The 16,696-nt window shown below is 67.2% G+C and carries 12 protein-coding genes; 8 read left to right on the forward strand and 4 right to left on the reverse strand.

The genetic code is table 11. The features are described 5' to 3' along the window. Nucleotides 1-71: 71 nt before the first annotated feature. Nucleotides 72-1,532: an NADP-dependent phosphogluconate dehydrogenase gene (gnd, locus tag QO015_RS07380; protein ID WP_266282415.1), complete on the reverse strand. Its 1,461-nt coding sequence runs from the start codon at nt 1,530-1,532 to the stop codon at nt 72-74. A gap of 337 nt (nt 1,533-1,869) precedes the next feature. On the opposite strand from gnd, the gene QO015_RS07385 reads away from it, so the two are divergent. Next, nucleotides 1,870-2,898 carry a class I SAM-dependent methyltransferase gene (locus tag QO015_RS07385; protein ID WP_266282413.1) on the forward strand — a complete coding sequence of 343 codons (1,029 nt, stop codon included), beginning with the start codon at nt 1,870-1,872 and terminating at the stop codon, nt 2,896-2,898. 61 nt (nt 2,899-2,959) lie between these two features. Here the strand turns inward: QO015_RS07385 and clpA are convergent, their stop codons facing one another. The 3 genes from clpA to QO015_RS07400 form a co-directional block, all read right to left on the reverse strand. Further along, nucleotides 2,960-5,395, reverse strand: a complete 2,436-nt coding sequence (clpA, locus tag QO015_RS07390; protein ID WP_266280386.1) for an ATP-dependent Clp protease ATP-binding subunit ClpA — start codon at nt 5,393-5,395, stop codon at nt 2,960-2,962. A gap of 9 nt (nt 5,396-5,404) precedes the next feature. Beyond that, nucleotides 5,405-5,734: an ATP-dependent Clp protease adapter ClpS gene (gene clpS / locus QO015_RS07395; RefSeq protein ID WP_266280385.1), complete on the reverse strand. Its 330-nt coding sequence runs from the start codon at nt 5,732-5,734 to the stop codon at nt 5,405-5,407. Between the two features lie 167 nt (nt 5,735-5,901). Continuing rightward, complete coding sequence (locus QO015_RS07400) at nt 5,902-7,212, reverse strand: cobyrinic acid a,c-diamide synthase CobB (protein ID WP_266280384.1); 1,311 nt, start codon at nt 7,210-7,212, stop codon at nt 5,902-5,904. 47 nt (nt 7,213-7,259) lie between these two features. Here QO015_RS07400 and QO015_RS07405 point away from each other — a divergent pair, with 47 nt between their 5' ends. The 7 genes from QO015_RS07405 to QO015_RS07435 all read left to right on the forward strand — a co-directional run bounded on the left by QO015_RS07405 (nt 7,260) and on the right by QO015_RS07435 (nt 16,696). Next, nucleotides 7,260-8,375: a cobalt-precorrin-5B (C(1))-methyltransferase gene (locus tag QO015_RS07405; RefSeq protein ID WP_266280383.1), complete on the forward strand. Its 1,116-nt coding sequence runs from the start codon at nt 7,260-7,262 to the stop codon at nt 8,373-8,375. Nucleotides 8,376-8,462: 87 nt separating this feature from the next. Then, complete coding sequence (locus tag QO015_RS07410; protein ID WP_266280382.1) at nt 8,463-8,846, forward strand: hypothetical protein; 384 nt, start codon at nt 8,463-8,465, stop codon at nt 8,844-8,846. Between the two features lie 218 nt (nt 8,847-9,064). After that, nucleotides 9,065-10,363, forward strand: a complete 1,299-nt coding sequence (locus tag QO015_RS07415; protein WP_266280381.1) for an extracellular solute-binding protein — start codon at nt 9,065-9,067, stop codon at nt 10,361-10,363. Between the two features lie 167 nt (nt 10,364-10,530). Next, on the forward strand, nt 10,531-11,412 hold the full coding sequence (locus tag QO015_RS07420; RefSeq protein ID WP_266282412.1) for a carbohydrate ABC transporter permease: 882 nt from the start codon (nt 10,531-10,533) through the stop codon (nt 11,410-11,412). Next, a complete protein-coding gene (locus QO015_RS07425; RefSeq protein WP_266280380.1) occupies nt 11,409-12,251 on the forward strand; it encodes a carbohydrate ABC transporter permease in 843 nt (280 codons plus the stop codon). The genes QO015_RS07420 and QO015_RS07425 overlap by 4 nt, the downstream gene beginning before the upstream one ends. A gap of 46 nt (nt 12,252-12,297) precedes the next feature. Continuing rightward, on the forward strand, nt 12,298-15,315 hold the full coding sequence (locus tag QO015_RS07430) for an alpha-mannosidase (RefSeq protein WP_266280379.1): 3,018 nt from the start codon (nt 12,298-12,300) through the stop codon (nt 15,313-15,315). 124 nt (nt 15,316-15,439) lie between these two features. Continuing rightward, the gene (locus QO015_RS07435; protein ID WP_266280378.1) at nt 15,440-16,696 is read left to right on the forward strand and encodes an ROK family transcriptional regulator; all 1,257 of its coding nucleotides are present in this window, start codon (nt 15,440-15,442) and stop codon (nt 16,694-16,696) included.

Raw genomic sequence — 16,696 nt, forward strand, 5'->3', positions numbered from 1 at the left:
AGGCCCGCGGAATATGGGCCGTATCGTCATGGCCGGGACGAACCCGGCCATGACGGCTCTGCCGTCCCGACTTACTGGGAAACCTGCACCTCGGCGCCGTCCTGCGACCAGCGGGTGTGGAACTTGCCGCTCTTGTCGAGGCGGGCATAGGTGTGCGCGCCGAAATAGTCGCGGAGGCCCTGCAGAAGGTTGGCCGGGCCACGCGCACGGCGCAGGCCGTCGTAATAGGCGAGCGACGAGGCGAAGGCGGGAACCGGAATGCCCTTCTCGACCGCGAGCGCCACGACCTTGCGCCAGGCGGGCTCAGCCTTCAGCACCGCGTCGCGGAAATAGTCCTCGAGGATGAGATTGGCCGCGCCGCCGCCCGACTTGTAGGCCTCGCGGATGCGATTGAGGAAGCGAGCGCGGATGATGCAGCCGCCCCGCCAGATGGTCGCCAGCTCGTCGAGCTTCAGATCCCAGCCATACTGCTGCGACGCGACGGTCAGCTGCTCGAAGCCCTGGGCATAAGCGACGATCTTCGAGGCATAGAGCGCGTCGCGAATGGCGTCGATCTCGGCTTGGCCGATGGGAAGGGTCGCGACCGCCGGATGCGGCAGCAGCTTCTCGGCCTCGGCTCGGGCGGAGCGGCGCGCCGAGAGGGCGCGGGCGAACACGGCTTCGGTGATCGACGTCAGCGGGATGCCGAGGTCGAGCGCCGACTGCGCCGTCCAGCGGCCGGTGCCCTTCTGCTCGGCTTCGTCGACGATCGAATCGACCAGCGGCTTGCCGGTATCGTCGACCTTGGCGAGCACTGCCGCGGTGATCTCGATGAGATAGGAGTTCAGCTCGCCGGTGTTCCAGTCGGCGAAGATCTTCGAGATGGTGCCGGCATCGAGGCCATAGACCGTCTTGAACAGGTCATAGGCCTCGGTGATCAGCTGCATGTCGGCATATTCGATGCCGTTATGGACCATCTTGACGAAGTGGCCGGAGCCCTCGGTGCCGATATAGGTGCAGCAGGGCTCGCCATCGACCTGGGCAGCCATGCGCGTGACAATCGGCTCGATGCGGGCATAGGCCTCGCGCGTGCCGCCGGGCATCATGCTCGGCCCCTCGAGCGCACCCTCCTCGCCGCCCGAGACGCCCATGCCGATGAAGCGCAGCTTCTTCTCGGTCAGGTAGTGGAAGCGGCGATTGGTGTCGGTGAACAGCGAATTGCCACCGTCGATGATGATGTCGCCCTCGTCGAGATGCGGGATCAGCTCCTCAATCACTTCGTCGACCGGCTTGCCGGCCTTGACCATGATGATGATCGGGCGCGGACGCGCGATGGAGGCGACGAAATCGGCCACCTGCTTCGACGGGAAGAAGCGACCTTCCGTCCCGTAGTTCTCGATCAGTTCGTCGGTGCGTCCGCCATGGCGGTTATAGACCGCGACGCCGAAGCCCTTGCGCGCCGCGTTGCGCGCGAGGTTCGCGCCCATGACGGCCAGTCCCATCACACCGATATCAGCCAGTTCCGTCACGCTATCCACCCTGCGAGCCGTGATTCCGAGATGCGGGGGACACTACACCGAAACCTGCGCTCGGGGCCAATCGGTTCGGGGATTCGACGGCCGGCATAGTGAGGTGCAGTCACAGGACCCATTCAGGCGTCCGCCGAAGTGCCTTCGGCGAGGCCGAGAATGGATGACCTATGGAATTGCGACGAAATAGAGATTAGGCTGGCCGCGCCGGCCCAGAATACATTTGCAGTCGCGAACGTCGTTTCGCATCTCAAGCCGCATCATGCGTCTTGCGGACCAGCATGGTCGTTCTCTGTCGGGCCCGGTTTGTCTTGGAAGGACTGGAGACAATGTAAGCGGGAGGAAACTCATGTCTTTGCCAATGCGCTCGCCTTCGCCGGAAGAAGACTCTGCTTCTGCGCCATCGCCGGCCTTGTTCGTGGACACGGTGATGGGATATCAGCGGACCGCCGCCACACGGGCGGCCGTCGAACTCGGCTTGTTCACGGCCATCGCCGCCGGAGCCGACACGGCCGCGGCCCTCGCGACGAGAATGGGCGTGGCTCCGCGCGGAGCCGAAATCCTGGCCGACTACCTCGCCGTTCTTGGATTCATACGGAAATCCGGCGGCCGATACAGCCTGACGCCGTCAAGCGCGGCCTTCCTCGACAGCCGTTCGCCAGCCTATATCGGCGGCATCGTCGACTTTCTCGCCTCGCCCGAGATGACGGGTCTTCTCGTGCGGGATCCCGCGGCCTTTGTCCGCAACGGCGGATCGGTCGGGCTGGCCAATATCGCACCCGACAATCCCGTCTGGGTCAAGTTTGCATCGTCGATGATGCCATTGATGGCCGGCACGGCGGACGAAGTAGCCGGCCGCGTAGCCGCTTGGCCGAAACCGCCGACAAAGGTGCTCGATATCGCCGCCGGCCACGGGTGCTGGGGAATTGCGATCGCAAAGGCGGTCCCCGGGGCCGAGATCCATGCCGTCGACTGGCGCGCCGTGCTGCAACTTGCGGAGCGCAACGCGCAGAAGGCCGACGTTGCCGCGCGGTACCATCTGGTGCCGGGGAGTGCCTTCGACGTGGACTGGGGCACGGGCTTCGACCTCGTGCTGCTGCCACACTTCCTGCATCATTTCGATGCGGAAACCTGTGCCGGCCTGCTGCGCAAGGTGCGCGCCAGCCTGGCGCCGGGCGGTCAGGTTCTCGCGATCGAGAACGTCGTTTCCGAGGATGGCCTTTCGCCGCCTTGGCCGGCCGCCTTCTCGTTCCTGATGCTCGCGACGACGCCGAGCGGGGAAGCTTTCACCGCCGCGAAGTATGACGCGATGGCGCGCGCCGCCGGCTTCGCGGGCGTGACGATCGACGAGATGCCGCCGGCGCCGCACAGCCTGCTGACATTCCTGTAGTGCACGAAAAAGGCGAGGCGCATGGTGCGCCTCGCCTGAAACCGCCGGAGAAGCCTCGAGATCACTCGGTCTTCAGCGGAACCTTCGGCACGAGCCCGCCGCGCTTCGGCGGCGTCTTGTCGGACGGCTTCTTCGCCGTCGTCGCGCGCTTGCGCGGCTTGGCGACCTTGGCCTTCGCCTCTTCCGGTTCCGGCTTCGGCGTCACAGGGGCGTCCTCCATCGGCTCCAGCTTCAGGCCGGTCTCGCCATCCGCCTTCTTCTCGACGGTGACCTTGACCGTGCCGCCCTTCCGGAGACGCCCGAACAGAACCTCGTCGGCCAGCGGCTGCTTGATGTTCTGCTGGATCACGCGGCCGAGCGGACGCGCACCCATCTGGCGGTCGTAGCCCTTCTCGGCGAGCCAATCGATCGCCTCGTCCGAGAGATCGAAGGTGACGCCGCGATCCGCGAGCTGCGCCTCGAGCTGCATGACGAACTTCTGCACGACGTTCCGGACCACATCGATCGGCAGGTTGCCGAACTGGACGATGGCATCGAGACGGTTGCGGAATTCCGGCGCGAACAGGCGGTTGATGGCTTCCTGGTCGTCCGTATCGCGCTGCGAGCTCTTGAAGCCGATCGCCGGCTTGGCGAGGTCGGCGGCGCCGGCATTGGTCGTCATGATGAGGACGACGTTGCGGAAGTCGACCTGCTTGCCGTTGTGATCGGTCAGCTTGCCGTGATCCATGACCTGCAACAGGATGTTGTAGAGGTCCGGATGCGCCTTCTCGATCTCGTCGAGCAGCAGCACGCAGTGCGGATGCTGGTCGACGGCGTCGGTCAACAGGCCGCCCTGGTCGAAGCCGACATAGCCGGGCGGAGCGCCGATCAGCCGCGAGACCGTGTGACGCTCCATGTATTCCGACATGTCGAAGCGCGTCAGCTCAACACCGAGGCTCGCAGCGAGCTGCTTGGCCACCTCCGTCTTGCCGACACCGGTCGGGCCGGCGAAGAGATAGGAGCCGATCGGCTTCTCGGGCTCGCGCAGGCCGGCCCGGGCGAGCTTGATCGCCGAGGTGACCTGTTCGATCGCCTTGTCCTGGCCGTAGACCACGCGCTTCAGATTGGCCTCGAGCGACTTCAGCACCTCGCTGTCGTTCTTCGAGATCGTCTTCGGCGGGATGCGCGCCATGGTGGCGATCGTGTCCTCGATCTCCTTGACGCCGATGGTCTTCTTCCGCTTGCCCTCGATGACCAGCATCTGCGACGCACCCGTCTCGTCGATCACGTCGATCGCCTTGTCGGGCAGCTTGCGGTCGTGGATGTAGCGGGCCGAAAGCTCCACCGCCGCCTTGATGGCGTCGTTGGTGAACCGCACGCGGTGGAAGTCCTCGAAATAGGGCTTCAGCCCCTTCAGGATCTCGATCGCATCGGGAACGGTCGGCTCGTTGACGTCGATCTTCTGGAAGCGGCGGACGAGCGCCCGGTCCTTCTCGAAGAACTGGCGGTATTCCTTGTAGGTCGTCGAGCCGATGCAACGGATCGAGCCGCCCGCGAGCGCCGGCTTCAGGAGATTGGACGCATCCATCGCGCCGCCGGAGGTGGCGCCGGCGCCGATCACGGTGTGGATCTCGTCGATGAAAAGGATCGAGCCCGGATACTCCTCGATCTCCTTGACGACCTGCTTCAGCCGCTCCTCGAAATCGCCGCGATAGCGGGTCCCGGCGAGCAGCGTGCCCATGTCGAGCGAGAAGATCGTCGCGCCGGCCAGCACTTCGGGAACGTCGCCCTCGACGATGCGCTTGGCGAGGCCTTCGGCGATCGCGGTCTTGCCGACGCCGGGATCACCGACGAACAGCGGATTGTTCTTCTGCCGGCGGCAGAGGATCTGGATCGTGCGCGCGATCTCGCTGTCGCGGCCGATCAGCGGGTCGATCTTGCCCTTCTTGGCCTTCTCATTGAGGTTGACGCAGTAGGCGTCGAGCGCATCGGCCTTCTTCTTGGAGGCGTCGTCGCGGCTCTCGACCGTCGCCGCGTCGTCGTCGACGCCGCGGACCGGCCGGCTTTCGCTCATGCCGGCACGCTTGGCGATGCCGTGCGAGATGTAGTTGACCGCGTCGTACCGCGTCATGTCCTGCTCCTGCAGGAAATAGGCGGCATGGCTCTCGCGCTCGGCGAAGATCGCGACGAGCACGTTGGCGCCGGTCACTTCTTCGCGACCGGACGACTGGACATGGATCACGGCGCGCTGGATCACGCGCTGGAAGCCGGCGGTCGGCTTCGAATCCTCCTCGGGGCCGCGCGCGAGATTGGCAAGCTCGGTGTCGATATAGTCGACGAGGCTGCGCTTCAGCACGTCGAGATCGACATTGCAGGCCCGCATGACGGCCGCCGCGTCCTGATCCTCGATCAGCGCGAGGAGCAGGTGTTCCAGCGTCGCATATTCCTGGTGGCGCTCGTTGGCGAAAGCGAGAGCCTGATGAAGTGCCTTTTCAAGGCTTCTGGAGAATGACGGCACGGTAGGACCTCACTTCCTTTCCATCACGCATTGCAGCGGATGCTGGTGTTTGCGCGCGAAATCCATCACCTGCGTGACCTTTGTCTCGGCCACTTCATAGGTGAATACTCCGCACTCCCCCACGCCATGCTGATGCACGTGCAGCATGATCGCCGTCGCTTCTTCCCTGGACTTGTTGAAGAACCTCTCGAGGACATGCACGACGAATTCCATCGGCGTGTAGTCGTCGTTCAGCAGAAGCACGCGGTAAAGGCTCGGCCGCTTGGTCTTCGGCTTCGCCTTCGTGGCGATGCCGGTGCCGGTATCGCCATCCTCGGGTCGACGGATGTCCTTGCTCATGTCAGACCGATCGCACGTGGCATAAGGGAATCCTGCCGACAAACTCGCTGCAGTGCAATCGCATAGTTGGGCGAATGCGGACCGGCGTCCAGAGAGATCGGCGCTGGGGGTGATGAGGCCTATATGGGATCGCGCGGAAGCGAAAAAAGAGGGACGCCGACGCCTCGTCAGACCGGTGCGACGGCGTGGAACCAACTGCCCGAAACGAGACCGCGGCGCCCCCCGCCCGGTCCAAGCGGCCGGCCCGCCGCATCGGCGATCTCGGCGAAGGGCGCGTCGCTGCCGCCCTCGATCTCGCACGCATAGTGGAACTCGTGACCGCGGACGAGGCCGCCGGCCGGCCCGAGCGGACTATCGGCTAGGAGGCGCGCCTCGCGATAGCCGAGCGACAGGCGGCGAGTCTCGAAGCTCGTTGCATGCGAGAGCAGCCCCGCCATCCGATGCCCCTCCCCCGCCGCATCGACCAGCATTTCGCCGAGCACCATGTAGCCGCCGCACTCGCCATGGACGGGCCGCGTCATCGCGAAGCGGCGGAGCCCCTCGAGAAAGGTCTCGTTGGCGGCGAGACGGCCGGCATGCAGCTCCGGATAGCCGCCCGGCAGCCAGCAGGCGTCGCAATCGTCTGCGGGCGGTTCGTTGCCGAGCGGCGAGAAGGGGACGATCTCGGCCCCCTCGCCGCGCCAGCCTTCGAGGAGATGCGGATAGACGAAGGAAAAGGCCGCGTCGCGGGCGAGCGCGATGCGCCGGCCCGGCGGCGGCAGCCGGCGAGCTGCCCCGGTCGCGATGCGCAGTGGCTCGGCGAGCGCGACGAGCGCATCGCAGTCGATGCTGCGTTCGACGAGGTCGGACGCGGCGGCGAGGCGCGCCGCCAGATCGGCCTGCTCCTCGGCCTGGACGAGCCCGAGATGGCGCTCGGGCAGTGCGAGCGCCGCATCGCGCGGAACGGCCCCCAGCACCGGCAGGTCGATCTCGGCGACGGCACCGGCGATGAGCGCCCGGTGGCGCTCGCTCGCCACGCGGTTGAGGATCACGCCGGCGACGCGCACGCCCGGTTCATGCGCCATCAGCCCGCGCAGCACGGCGGCGACCGTCTGCGACTGGCCGGAGACATCGAGCACCGGCACGACCGGCAGGCCGAAGCGGGCGGCGAGGTCCGCGGTCGCGCCGCGCCGGCCGCGCGGCCCGGCCACCCCGTCGAAGAGACCGAGCGCCCCCTCGACGATGAAGAGATCTGCGCGCGCCGACGCACTCGTCGCAACGGCGTCGAGAAGCTCCGGCGGCATCGCCCAGCTGTCGAGATTGGGGCTCGGCCTTCCCGCCGCCAGCGCATGAAAGGCGGGATCGATGTAATCGGGCCCGCTCTTCGCGGTCGCGACGGCAAGCCCCCGGCGCCGCAGCGCCGCGACCAGCGCGGTGGCGACGACAGTCTTTCCCGAGCCCGATCGGATCGCCGACAGAATGAGACCGCGGGTGGTCATGACCGCCTTTCGTGACGGAAGCAGCTGGGGGCGGTATAGAGGACGCCGTGTCCGAGGATCAACACGCAGCCGATGAGACGACGGATGACGACGTTCCGGCCGGCCCGCTGAGGCGCGGCTGGACGACGGGAAGCTGCGCCGCGGCGGCGGCCAAGGCGGCCTGTTCCGCGCTGGTCGGCCACGGATTTCCCGATCCCGTCGAAATTCCGCTGCCGCGCGGCGGACGCGCCGCCTTCGCGCTGGCGACCACCGCGCTTTCGGGCGACACGGCGAGCGTCGGCATCGTCAAGGACGCGGGCGACGATCCGGACGTGACGCATGGCGCGCTCGTAGTGGCGACGCTGCGGCGCGGGGCGCCGGGCTCGGGCCTCCGCTTCGCCGCCGGCCCGGGCGTCGGCACCGTCACCCGGCCTGGCCTCGCGCTCGCACCGGGCGAGCCGGCGATCAATCCCGTCCCGCGGGCGATGATCCGCGCGGCGCTCGCCGAGGTCCACGACGCGCCTGACGATCTCGTCGTCGAGATCGCGATCCCGGGTGGCGAGCAACTGGCCGAGCGCACGCTGAACGGCCGGCTCGGCATTCTCGGCGGCCTCTCGGTGCTCGGGACGACCGGCATCGTCATTCCCTATTCCTGCTCGTCCTGGATTCACTCGATCCATCGCGGCATCGACGTCGCCCGGGCAACCGGCCTCACCCATGTCGCGGGCTCCACCGGTTCGACCTCCGAGGCGGCGGTCAAGGCTCTTTACGGGCTGCCCGACGAGGCGCTGCTCGAGATGGGCGATTTCGTCGGCGGCATGCTCAAATATCTCAAGGCCCATCCCGTGCCGCGTGTCACCATCGCGGGCGGCATCGGCAAGATGGCCAAGCTCGGCCAGGGCCTGCTCGACCTCCATTCGAAGCGCGGCAGCGTCGATCTCGCCTTCCTCGCCCGCCTTGCGACCGCGCATGGCGGCGACCCGGCCCTTGCGGCCGCGATCACGACGGCCAATACGGCGGCCGAGGCCTTCTCCCTGGCCGGACGTCGGGACATCGATCTCGGCGCCGCCATTGCCGAGGCCGCGCATGTCACGGCGGCAAAGGTCGTGACCGGCGCGGGCATCGCGCTCGACGTCCTCGTCTTCGACCGCGACGGCGCACTCGTCGGGCGCTCCTCCGGCTAGTTGCGCGGCCGTCGAGGCCATTGACTCCGCCGTAAACGCCTACCCACAGTTGCAGCGACAGATATCGGGCTGCATCGGAGGAAGGCTATGCACCGCATCGGGGAGTTCGAAGTGGCGTACACGGGCCGCAACACGTGGCGGGCGTACATCTACAAGGACGGCGAGGTCATCGACATCGCGCCCGTGGCTTGGCTGGACAACTATGACGACAGCGAAAGGCGCATCGCCGTCAGCTTTCGAAAAAAGTACCGCAAGGAAATGGAGGAGCGATCCGCCAGTGGAGCGCACTTCAAGGTCGTCGTAGGTGAGGCAGCAGAACCAAAGATCCCTGGAAAGTTCAGGAACAGCAGGCGCCTCGTGAAGATCGTCGAGGTCGTTTCGACAGGTGAGCCGGAGCTTGATCCCGACCATCCCGAGTGGGACCAAGGCGTCTGGTGCCGCGAGATTCGGACTATCGCTTCCGTAGAGTGACCCACCGCGCCCACGCCACCCAAGGCGTTGCTTCGAAATACCCCCTCCCGTGTCCCCTCACCAGCACCACGCCTGCCATCCACAGGGGCGCGCGGTTTCCTCATTGCCGAAACGAAAACAAAGTGATTTATTGCCGCCCAAGCGCCGCAGACAGGCGTGTCGGGACCGGCGGGAGGCCGGTTCCGGATTGGAAACCGCTTCTTGAGGAGTTGCGAGACATGAGAAGATCCCTCCGCGTCGCCCTTCTGGCGACCGTGGCGACCTGCTTCGCCGGTGCGGCGCTGGCCCAGGACCTCATCACCAAGGACCGTGTCGGTCCGGCCGACGCGCCGAAGACGCTGACCTTCCGCCTCACCGGCGACGGCCCGGGCAACACCGATCCGGCCTATGCCGAGGCCTACAAGAAGGTCTTCGTCGACTTCATCCAGAAGCATCCCGGCTGGCAGATCAAGCTGGAGCGGATGTCCGACAATATCGGCCAGGAGCAGGCGCGCATGCTGGAGCAGGCGAAGTCGGGCTCGGGCCCGGACTGCGCCGCGGTCGACAGCTTCGTGCTGGCACTCTTCATGAACGCCGGCGTTCTGAAGCCGCTCAACGAGTACTTCACGCAGGCCGAGATCGACGACCTCTTCCCGTTCGTCCGCGAGGGCATCACGGGCAAGGACGGCAAGATCTATGCCTGGTGGTGGGGCACCGATCTGCGTGTTCTCTATCGCAACAAGGACATCGTCCCGACCGCGCCCGAGACCTGGGAAGAGCTGAAGGCTGCGGCCATCGCTTCCAAGGACAAGGGCATGGAAGGCGTGCTCGTCAATGGCGGCCGCTGGGAAGGCACCACCTTCGACTGGCTCGCCAATTTCTGGGCCCAGGGCGGCAAGCTCGTCGACGAGAACGGCAAGCCGATCTTCGCCGAAGGCGAGAACCGCGAGAAGTTCCTGAAGGCCGTCAACTACTTCAAGGACCTCGTCGACTCGGGCGCCGCTCCGAAGCGCGTCGCCACGATCGTCAACTACGACGAGTTCAACGCCGCCGCGACGGCCGGCACCACCGCCCTCTTCATCGGCGGCAACTGGCAGCTCGCCCAGCTCAAGAACACGATGGAGCCGGAAGAGTTCGCCAAGTGGACCTTCTCGCCGATTCCCGGCCCGACCAAGGACCAGCGTTCGACGGGCACCGGCGGCTGGACGGTCGGCGCCTTCTCGAACGACCCTGAGAAGGTCGCCCTCTGCGCCGCCATCGCCAAGGATATCTATGCCGGTCCCGGCAACGAGATCCAGCAGCAGCTGCCGACCTCGAAGGCGATCTTCAACAAGTACGACGTCTTCAAGTCGGAAGCGAACCAGGCCTTCGCGGCCGCGCTGGTCGACGGCCAGGCCCGTCCGGGCGTGCCGATCTATCCCGAGATCTCGAACCAGATCCAGGTGATGATGGGCGACGTGCTGACCGGCGCCAAGACGCCGGAAGCCGCTCTCGACGCGGCCAACGCCGCCGTCCAGGCCGCCTATTCGCGCCTCTGAGGCGATAGCGCCAGAATGAGCTCGGTCCCGGCGGAAACCCGCCGGGACCTTGCATCTCGACGAAAATCTGACGGACGCACGGACGCATTGGCGAGGAGGCCTGCGGCATGACGGTGAGTGAGGCAGCCATTGCGGGCCGGCGCGGCAGCATGCCCCGATCCAGCCTCATGCGGCGCATCGAGGAGAATCCCTTCTCCTGGCTGCTGCCGGTCGCGATCCTGCTCGGCGTCTTCTACCTCTACCCGATCTTCGACGTGCTGCGCCTCGCCTTCACCAATGCGAGCCTGCGCGGCGGCGAGGAGCACTACACGGTCGATTCCTTCGTCGCGCTGATCGCCAATCCGGCGCTGCCCGACATCCTGTGGACCACCTTCGTCTTCACGGCCGGCAGCGTCATCGGCCAGCAGTTCTTCGGGCTCGGCATCGCCGTGCTCGTGATGCGCGGCGAGCGGCGCCGCCTCTACGGCATGACCGCGCTGCGCACGATCGTGCTGATCGCCTGGGTCATCCCCGGCATCGCCAACGGCCTCATCTGGCAGATGCTGTTCAGCGAGGCGCCGTTCGGCGCCATCAACAGCGTGCTGCGCATGATGTCGATCCAGCCGGTCGCCTGGCTGTCGGATCCCGGCATCGCCATGATCTCGGCGATCGTCTCCAATGTCTGGCGCGGCACCGCCTTCTCGATGATCGTGTTCTATGCTGCGCTGAAGGGCATCGACCCGACGCTCTACGAGGCGGCGAGCGTCGACGGCGCCAATGGCTGGCAGCGCTTCCGCTTCATCACGCTGCCGCAGATGCGCGCCGCGATCCTCGTCAACTCGATCCTCATCACCATCGCGACGCTCAACACCTTCGACGCGATCATCTCGCTGACCGGCGGCGGCCCCGGCCGCGCCACCGAGGTGCTGTCGCTCTACACGTTCAACACCGTGTTCCGGAACCTCGACCTCGCGGGCGGCAGCGTGCTCTCCGTGCTGATGCTCGTCATCAGCCTCGTGCTCGCCGTCGGCTATGCGTCGTTCCTGCCGCGCCGGGAGGCCAACGAATGACTTCGGAATCCCGCGAAAAGCTCTGGGACCTCGCGACCTATCTGATCGCGATCATCATCGCCGCCTTCTTCCTGGTGCCCCTGCTCTGGCTGCTGTCGCTGGCGCTGCGGACGCGGCAGGAAGTCTTCCTCGGCGCCAGCCGGTTCATCCCGAAGCGGCCGACGCTCGGCAATTTCGAGCAGATTCTCTCCGACCCGGCCTTCATCAACTATCTCTGGAACGGGCTGAAGCTCTCGGCGCTCGGCGGCATCGGCTGCCTGATCGTCGCCGCGCCCGCCGCCTATGCGTTCTCGCGCTTCCACTTCCAGAGCCGCAGCTCGCTCATGATGTCGATCCTGGCCTTCCAGATGGTGTCGCCGCTCGTCATCCTCGTTCCGCTCTACCGCTACATGGCCTCGCTCGGCCTTCTCGACGGCCATTTTGGCGTCACCATGATCTATATCGCGGTGAGCCTTCCCATGGCGGTCTGGCTGCTCAAGAGCTCGATCGACGGCATTCCGAAGTCGCTGGAGGAAGCAGCCCAGATCGACGGCTGCTCGCGCTTCGGCATCTTCTGGCGGATAACGCTGCCGCTCGTGGCGCCCGGCCTCGCTTCGGCCTTCATCCTCATCATGATCCTCAACTGGTCGCAGTTCCTCGTTCCGTTCCTGCTGCTGACCACCGATTCCAAGCTGCCGATCTCGGTCGCGATCTTCACCTTCGCCGGCACGTCCAGTGCGTCGTCGACGCAGGTGCTGGCGGCCGCCTGTCTCGTCGCCGTCGTGCCGGCCATCGTCGCCTTCCTGCTCCTCCAGCGGATGATCGTCGGTGCGCTGACCGCCGGAGCCGTGAAGGGCTGACCGGCCGCCTTCATCCCCGATACCCCCCTCAGGAGAGAGAATTCCGATGGCCCTCACCCTCCAGCAGCGGCTGGATCGCATCAATGTGCGCGTCGAGGAACTGTCGTTCTGGCGCGAGCGCGAGACGGCCCCGGTCGAAGGCTGGACCTTCGATGGCGAGCCGATCGCCCTCGGCGGCTTCTGGCCGCGCCGAGACGGCGTCAGGAAGCTCGCCGCGACCGCGGTCGTGCCGGATCACTGGAACCTCGCCGATACCCGCCTGATGCTGAATATCGGCGGCGAAAGCCTGATCGCGCTCTCGGCCGAGGGCGCCGAGACCGAGCGCTTCGGCCTCGACCCCAACCATCAGGAATTCCCGGTTCCCGGCAAGCGCTTCGCGATCGACATCGACGCCGTAGCCCGCCTGCCCTTCGGCGAGCCGGTGCGCGAGCCGCGCCTCACCAAGGCGCATGTGGCGCTGATCGACAAGCCGGTGCACGAACTGCATCTCCTGCTCATGCAGGTGTTCGAGGCCGCCACCTATCTCGGCGACCACGAGGTGGTGCCGCATCTCATCAAGGCGGCCGAGGAGACCTTCGCCGCGCTCGACTGGCCGTCGGCGACGGCCGACTATGTCGCGCGCACGGCGCCGCAGGCCGGCCAGCGGCGCATCTGGGAAATGCCCGAGCTGAGGGCCAATCCCGACGCGCTGCGTCAGGACCAGCGCGCCAGCGTCGTCGCCGCCCTCGAGGCTCTGCGCGAGAAGCTGAAGGCGCTGAAGGCCCGCTATCCGCAGCAGGGCAAGCTCGCCATCACCGGCCATGCCCATATCGATCTCGCCTGGCTGTGGCCCTATGACGAGACCCGCCGAAAGGCGCGCCGCACCTTCAACACCGCCCTTCAGCTGATGAAGCAGTTCCCGAGCTTCGTCTTCAACCAGTCGACGGCGGCCTATTACGACCAGATCGAGCGCGACGATCCCGAGCTCTTCAAGGCCATCCAGGCCGCGGTGAAGGGCGGCCAGTGGGAAACCATCGGCGCGATGTGGGTCGAGCCCGATACCAACATGCCGACCGGCGAGAGCTTCGTGCGCCAGCTCCTCTACGGGCAGCGCTATTTCGAGGCCAAGTTCGGCACGCGCCACCGCGTCTGCTGGCTGCCGGACTGCTTCGGCTTCTCGGGCGCGCTGCCGCAGCTGCTGCGCCAGGCGGGCGTCGACTCGTTCTTCACGATCAAGGTGAACTGGTCCGAGACCAACCGCTTCCCCTACGACCTGTTCTGGTGGGAAGGCCTCGACGGCAGCCGCGTGCTCGCCCACACCTTCGACAATCCGGTGCATGGCTACAACGGCTCGACCGAGCCGAAGGCGATCATCGGCACCTGGCAGAACTTCCGCGGCAAGACGCTGCATGACGAGAGCCTGCTCGCGGTCGGCCATGGCGACGGCGGCGGCGGCGTGACGCCCGAGATGCTGGAGCGTCAGGCCCAGCTCGCCGATTTCCCGGCCGTTCCGGCGCTGGCGCCGGCGCGCGTCGAGGATTTCTTTGCCCGCGCTCACGAGGGTGTTCCGGCCGATCTGCCGGTCTGGCTCGGCGAGATCTATCTCGAGCTGCACCGCGCGACGCTGACGACGCAGAGCGGCACCAAGAAGAAGCATCGCGAGGCGGAGCGCGCGCTGATCACCGCCGAGACGATCTCCTCGCTCGGAATGCTGCTCGGCGGGGAAAAGCCCGAGAGCCTCGAGACGCACTGGCACGCGGTGCTCAAAAACGAGTTCCACGACATCCTGCCGGGCTCGGGCGTCCGCGAAGTCTATATCGACGCCGAGAACGAGCTGGCCGCCGCCCGCGACGCGGGCATCGCCCGCCAGCAGGAGGCGCTCGCCGCGCTCGTCGCGCAGCTTCCGAAAGGCGAGGCGAAGGACGCAGTCGCGATCGTCAATCCGACGCTCGCTCCGCGCCCCGTGCGCTTCGAGGGCCCGGAGGGCCCGGTCGCGGCAGCCTCGACCGTCGCGCCGCTCGGCATCGCCGTCATCGGCAAGGCCGAGCTTGCACCGGCGGCCGGTCTCACCGTCGCCGAGGACCGGCTCGAGAATGCCCATATCCGGGCGATCATCGGCAAGGACGGCACGGTCGCCAGCCTCATCGACAAGCGCACCGGCCGCGAGGCGCTGGCCGGCCGCGGCAACCAGCTCGTGGCCTATCCGATGGACAAGCCGCGCAACTGGGACGCTTGGGACGTCGAGGACGACTACACGGCGAACGGGCAGGAGCTGACCGAGGTCGAGAGCATTTCCGTTGTCGAGCGCGGTCCGCACCGGGCGGCGATCAAGGTGGTGAAGCGCTTCCGCGACTCCGTCGTGACGCAGACCTACACGCTCTGGGCCAATGCGCCGCGCCTCGACATCAAGACGCATATCGACTGGCACGACCGCCGCGTCCTTCTGCGGACCCTGACGCCGGTGGCCGTTCGCGCCGACCACGCGACCTTCGAATGCGCCTTCGGCATCGTGCGTCGCCCGACCCACAGCAACACCTCGTGGGACGCTGCGAAGTTCGAGGTGCCGGGCCATCGCTTCGTCGATCTCTCGGAGCCGGGCTTCGGCGTCGCGATGCTCAACGACGGTAAGTATGGCCACAGCGCACGCGGCAACACGCTCGGGCTCAGCCTGCTGCGCTCGCCGATCTATCCCGATCCGGTCGCCGACGAAGGCGAGCAGACCTTCACCTATTCGCTGATGCCGCATGGCGGAGACTGGCTCGCGGCGGGCGTGCTGACCGAGGCGGAAGACCTCAACCAGCCGCTGCTCTCCGCCCCGGCGGCGGGCGCTGCGATCGGTACCGTGACGCCTGTCGCGGTCTCGGGTCACAAGGTGGCGCTCGCCGGCCTCAAGCCGGCCGAGGACAGCGCCGACGTGGTCCTGCGCGTCTACGAGCCGGCGGGCGGGCGCGGTGCGCTCGACGTCGCGCCGACCGGTGGCTGGAAGGTCGCCGGCGACGTGAACCTGCTCGAGGAGGCGGTGCAGCGCGAGGGCGATTTCGGCATCCGCCCGTTCGAGGTGCGCAGCCTGCGCCTCACGCGCTGATGCGAGCCGGGCCCCGTGCCCGGCTGACGGACGAATCCGCGGCGCCCGGCCCCTGTTGGCGGCCGGGCGCCGTGCCCTTTGGCTTCTTGCTTCGGCGGGCGTGATGCGGCAAGCAGAGCGCACGATGAACGACCTCACCGGCTCGAATTCCGAGCTCGCCGCGAGCCACAATCGCGGCGTGATCCTGCGCGCCATCCAGCGCCACCAGCCCATCTCGCGCACCGAGCTTGCGCAGCGCTCCGGCCTCACCAAGCAGACCGTGACCCGTATCGCCGAGCGGCTGATCGGCGAGAAGCTCGTGCTCGAGGCCCGGCGACGGCATGGCCAGCCCGGCCAGCCCTCGATCGAACTCGAGATCAACCCCGACGGCTGCCATTCGATCGGCGCCTATATCGCGCGCGACCATGTGGCCGTCGTGGCGATCGACGCATCGGGCGCGGTCCGTGGCCGCATTCACACCGAAGTCGCCTTCGCGCTGCCCGAGCAGGCGATCGGGCTGATCGAGGAGGCGCTGGCGACCTTCAAGCGCCGCCGCACCATCGACGAGCGCCGCCTCGCCGGCCTCGGCATCGCGTTGCCCGACTGGCTCGGCGAGATCCCGTTCCCGGGCATGCCGGCCGCCTATGCGTCCTGGACCGGCTATGACGTGCGCGGCCGCGTGGCGGCCTTCACCGATCTGCCGCTCTATATCGAGAACGACGCCATCGCCGCGGCGATCGGCGAACTCAACTATGGCCTCGGGGTCGAGAGCCGCAGCTTCTTCTACATCTTCATCGGCTCGGGCCTCGGAGGCGCGGTCGTGCTGGATGGCGTCTGCCATCACGGCGTCACGGGCCTTTCGGGCGAGATCGGCTGGCTGCCGACGCTCGTCGCCGACATGCCGGAGGGAAGCCGCATCCAGCCGCTCGGCCAGCTCGTCTCTCTCTATGTGCTCTACGAGTTCATGGCCGCGCATGGCATCACCATCACCGCGCCGGCCGAGCTGCTGTCGCTCGACCTGCGCGGCCGCGCCCTCGTCTCCGACTGGCTGCGCCGCGCCGCCCGCTACATCGCCGATGCCGCGATCCATATCGGCCTGCTCATCGACCCGGACGCGGTTCTGATCGGCGGGAGACTGCCGGTGCGGCTGCTCGACGAAATGCTGAGCTATGTGAGCGAGTATCTCGCGCGCGATCCCCGGCCTGCCCCCGCCATCCACCGCGCCGCCGGCTCCGAGGACGCGACCGCGCTCGGCGCCGCGACCATGCCGCTCGCCGAGGTGCTGCGGCTCGAATCCTACGATCCGGCGCAGCGCACGCGCCTGCCGCTCACAGGCCTGCCGCCGGCGGGTCCGGTGATGCCGGGCTGGGCCGAAACCTTCGGCCGTCGCGAAGAGGCGTGA

The sequence above is a fragment of the Kaistia geumhonensis genome (assembly GCF_030815145.1).
Taxonomy (GTDB): Bacteria; Pseudomonadota; Alphaproteobacteria; order Rhizobiales; family Kaistiaceae; genus Kaistia; species Kaistia geumhonensis.

Coding starts and splice junctions, on each gene's coding strand:
- clpS (WP_266280385.1), bottom strand. CDS start 5,734: ATGAGCAAGGACATCCGTCGACCCGAGGATGGCGATACCGGCACCGGC.
- QO015_RS07435 (WP_266280378.1), top strand. CDS start 15,440: ATGAACGACCTCACCGGCTCGAATTCCGAGCTCGCCGCGAGCCACAAT.
- QO015_RS07430 (WP_266280379.1), top strand. CDS start 12,298: ATGGCCCTCACCCTCCAGCAGCGGCTGGATCGCATCAATGTGCGCGTC.
- QO015_RS07420 (WP_266282412.1), top strand. CDS start 10,531: ATGCGGCGCATCGAGGAGAATCCCTTCTCCTGGCTGCTGCCGGTCGCG.
- QO015_RS07385 (WP_266282413.1), top strand. CDS start 1,870: ATGCGCTCGCCTTCGCCGGAAGAAGACTCTGCTTCTGCGCCATCGCCG.
- QO015_RS07415 (WP_266280381.1), top strand. CDS start 9,065: ATGAGAAGATCCCTCCGCGTCGCCCTTCTGGCGACCGTGGCGACCTGC.
- QO015_RS07410 (WP_266280382.1), top strand. CDS start 8,463: ATGCACCGCATCGGGGAGTTCGAAGTGGCGTACACGGGCCGCAACACG.
- QO015_RS07400 (WP_266280384.1), bottom strand. CDS start 7,212: ATGACCACCCGCGGTCTCATTCTGTCGGCGATCCGATCGGGCTCGGGA.
- QO015_RS07425 (WP_266280380.1), top strand. CDS start 11,409: ATGACTTCGGAATCCCGCGAAAAGCTCTGGGACCTCGCGACCTATCTG.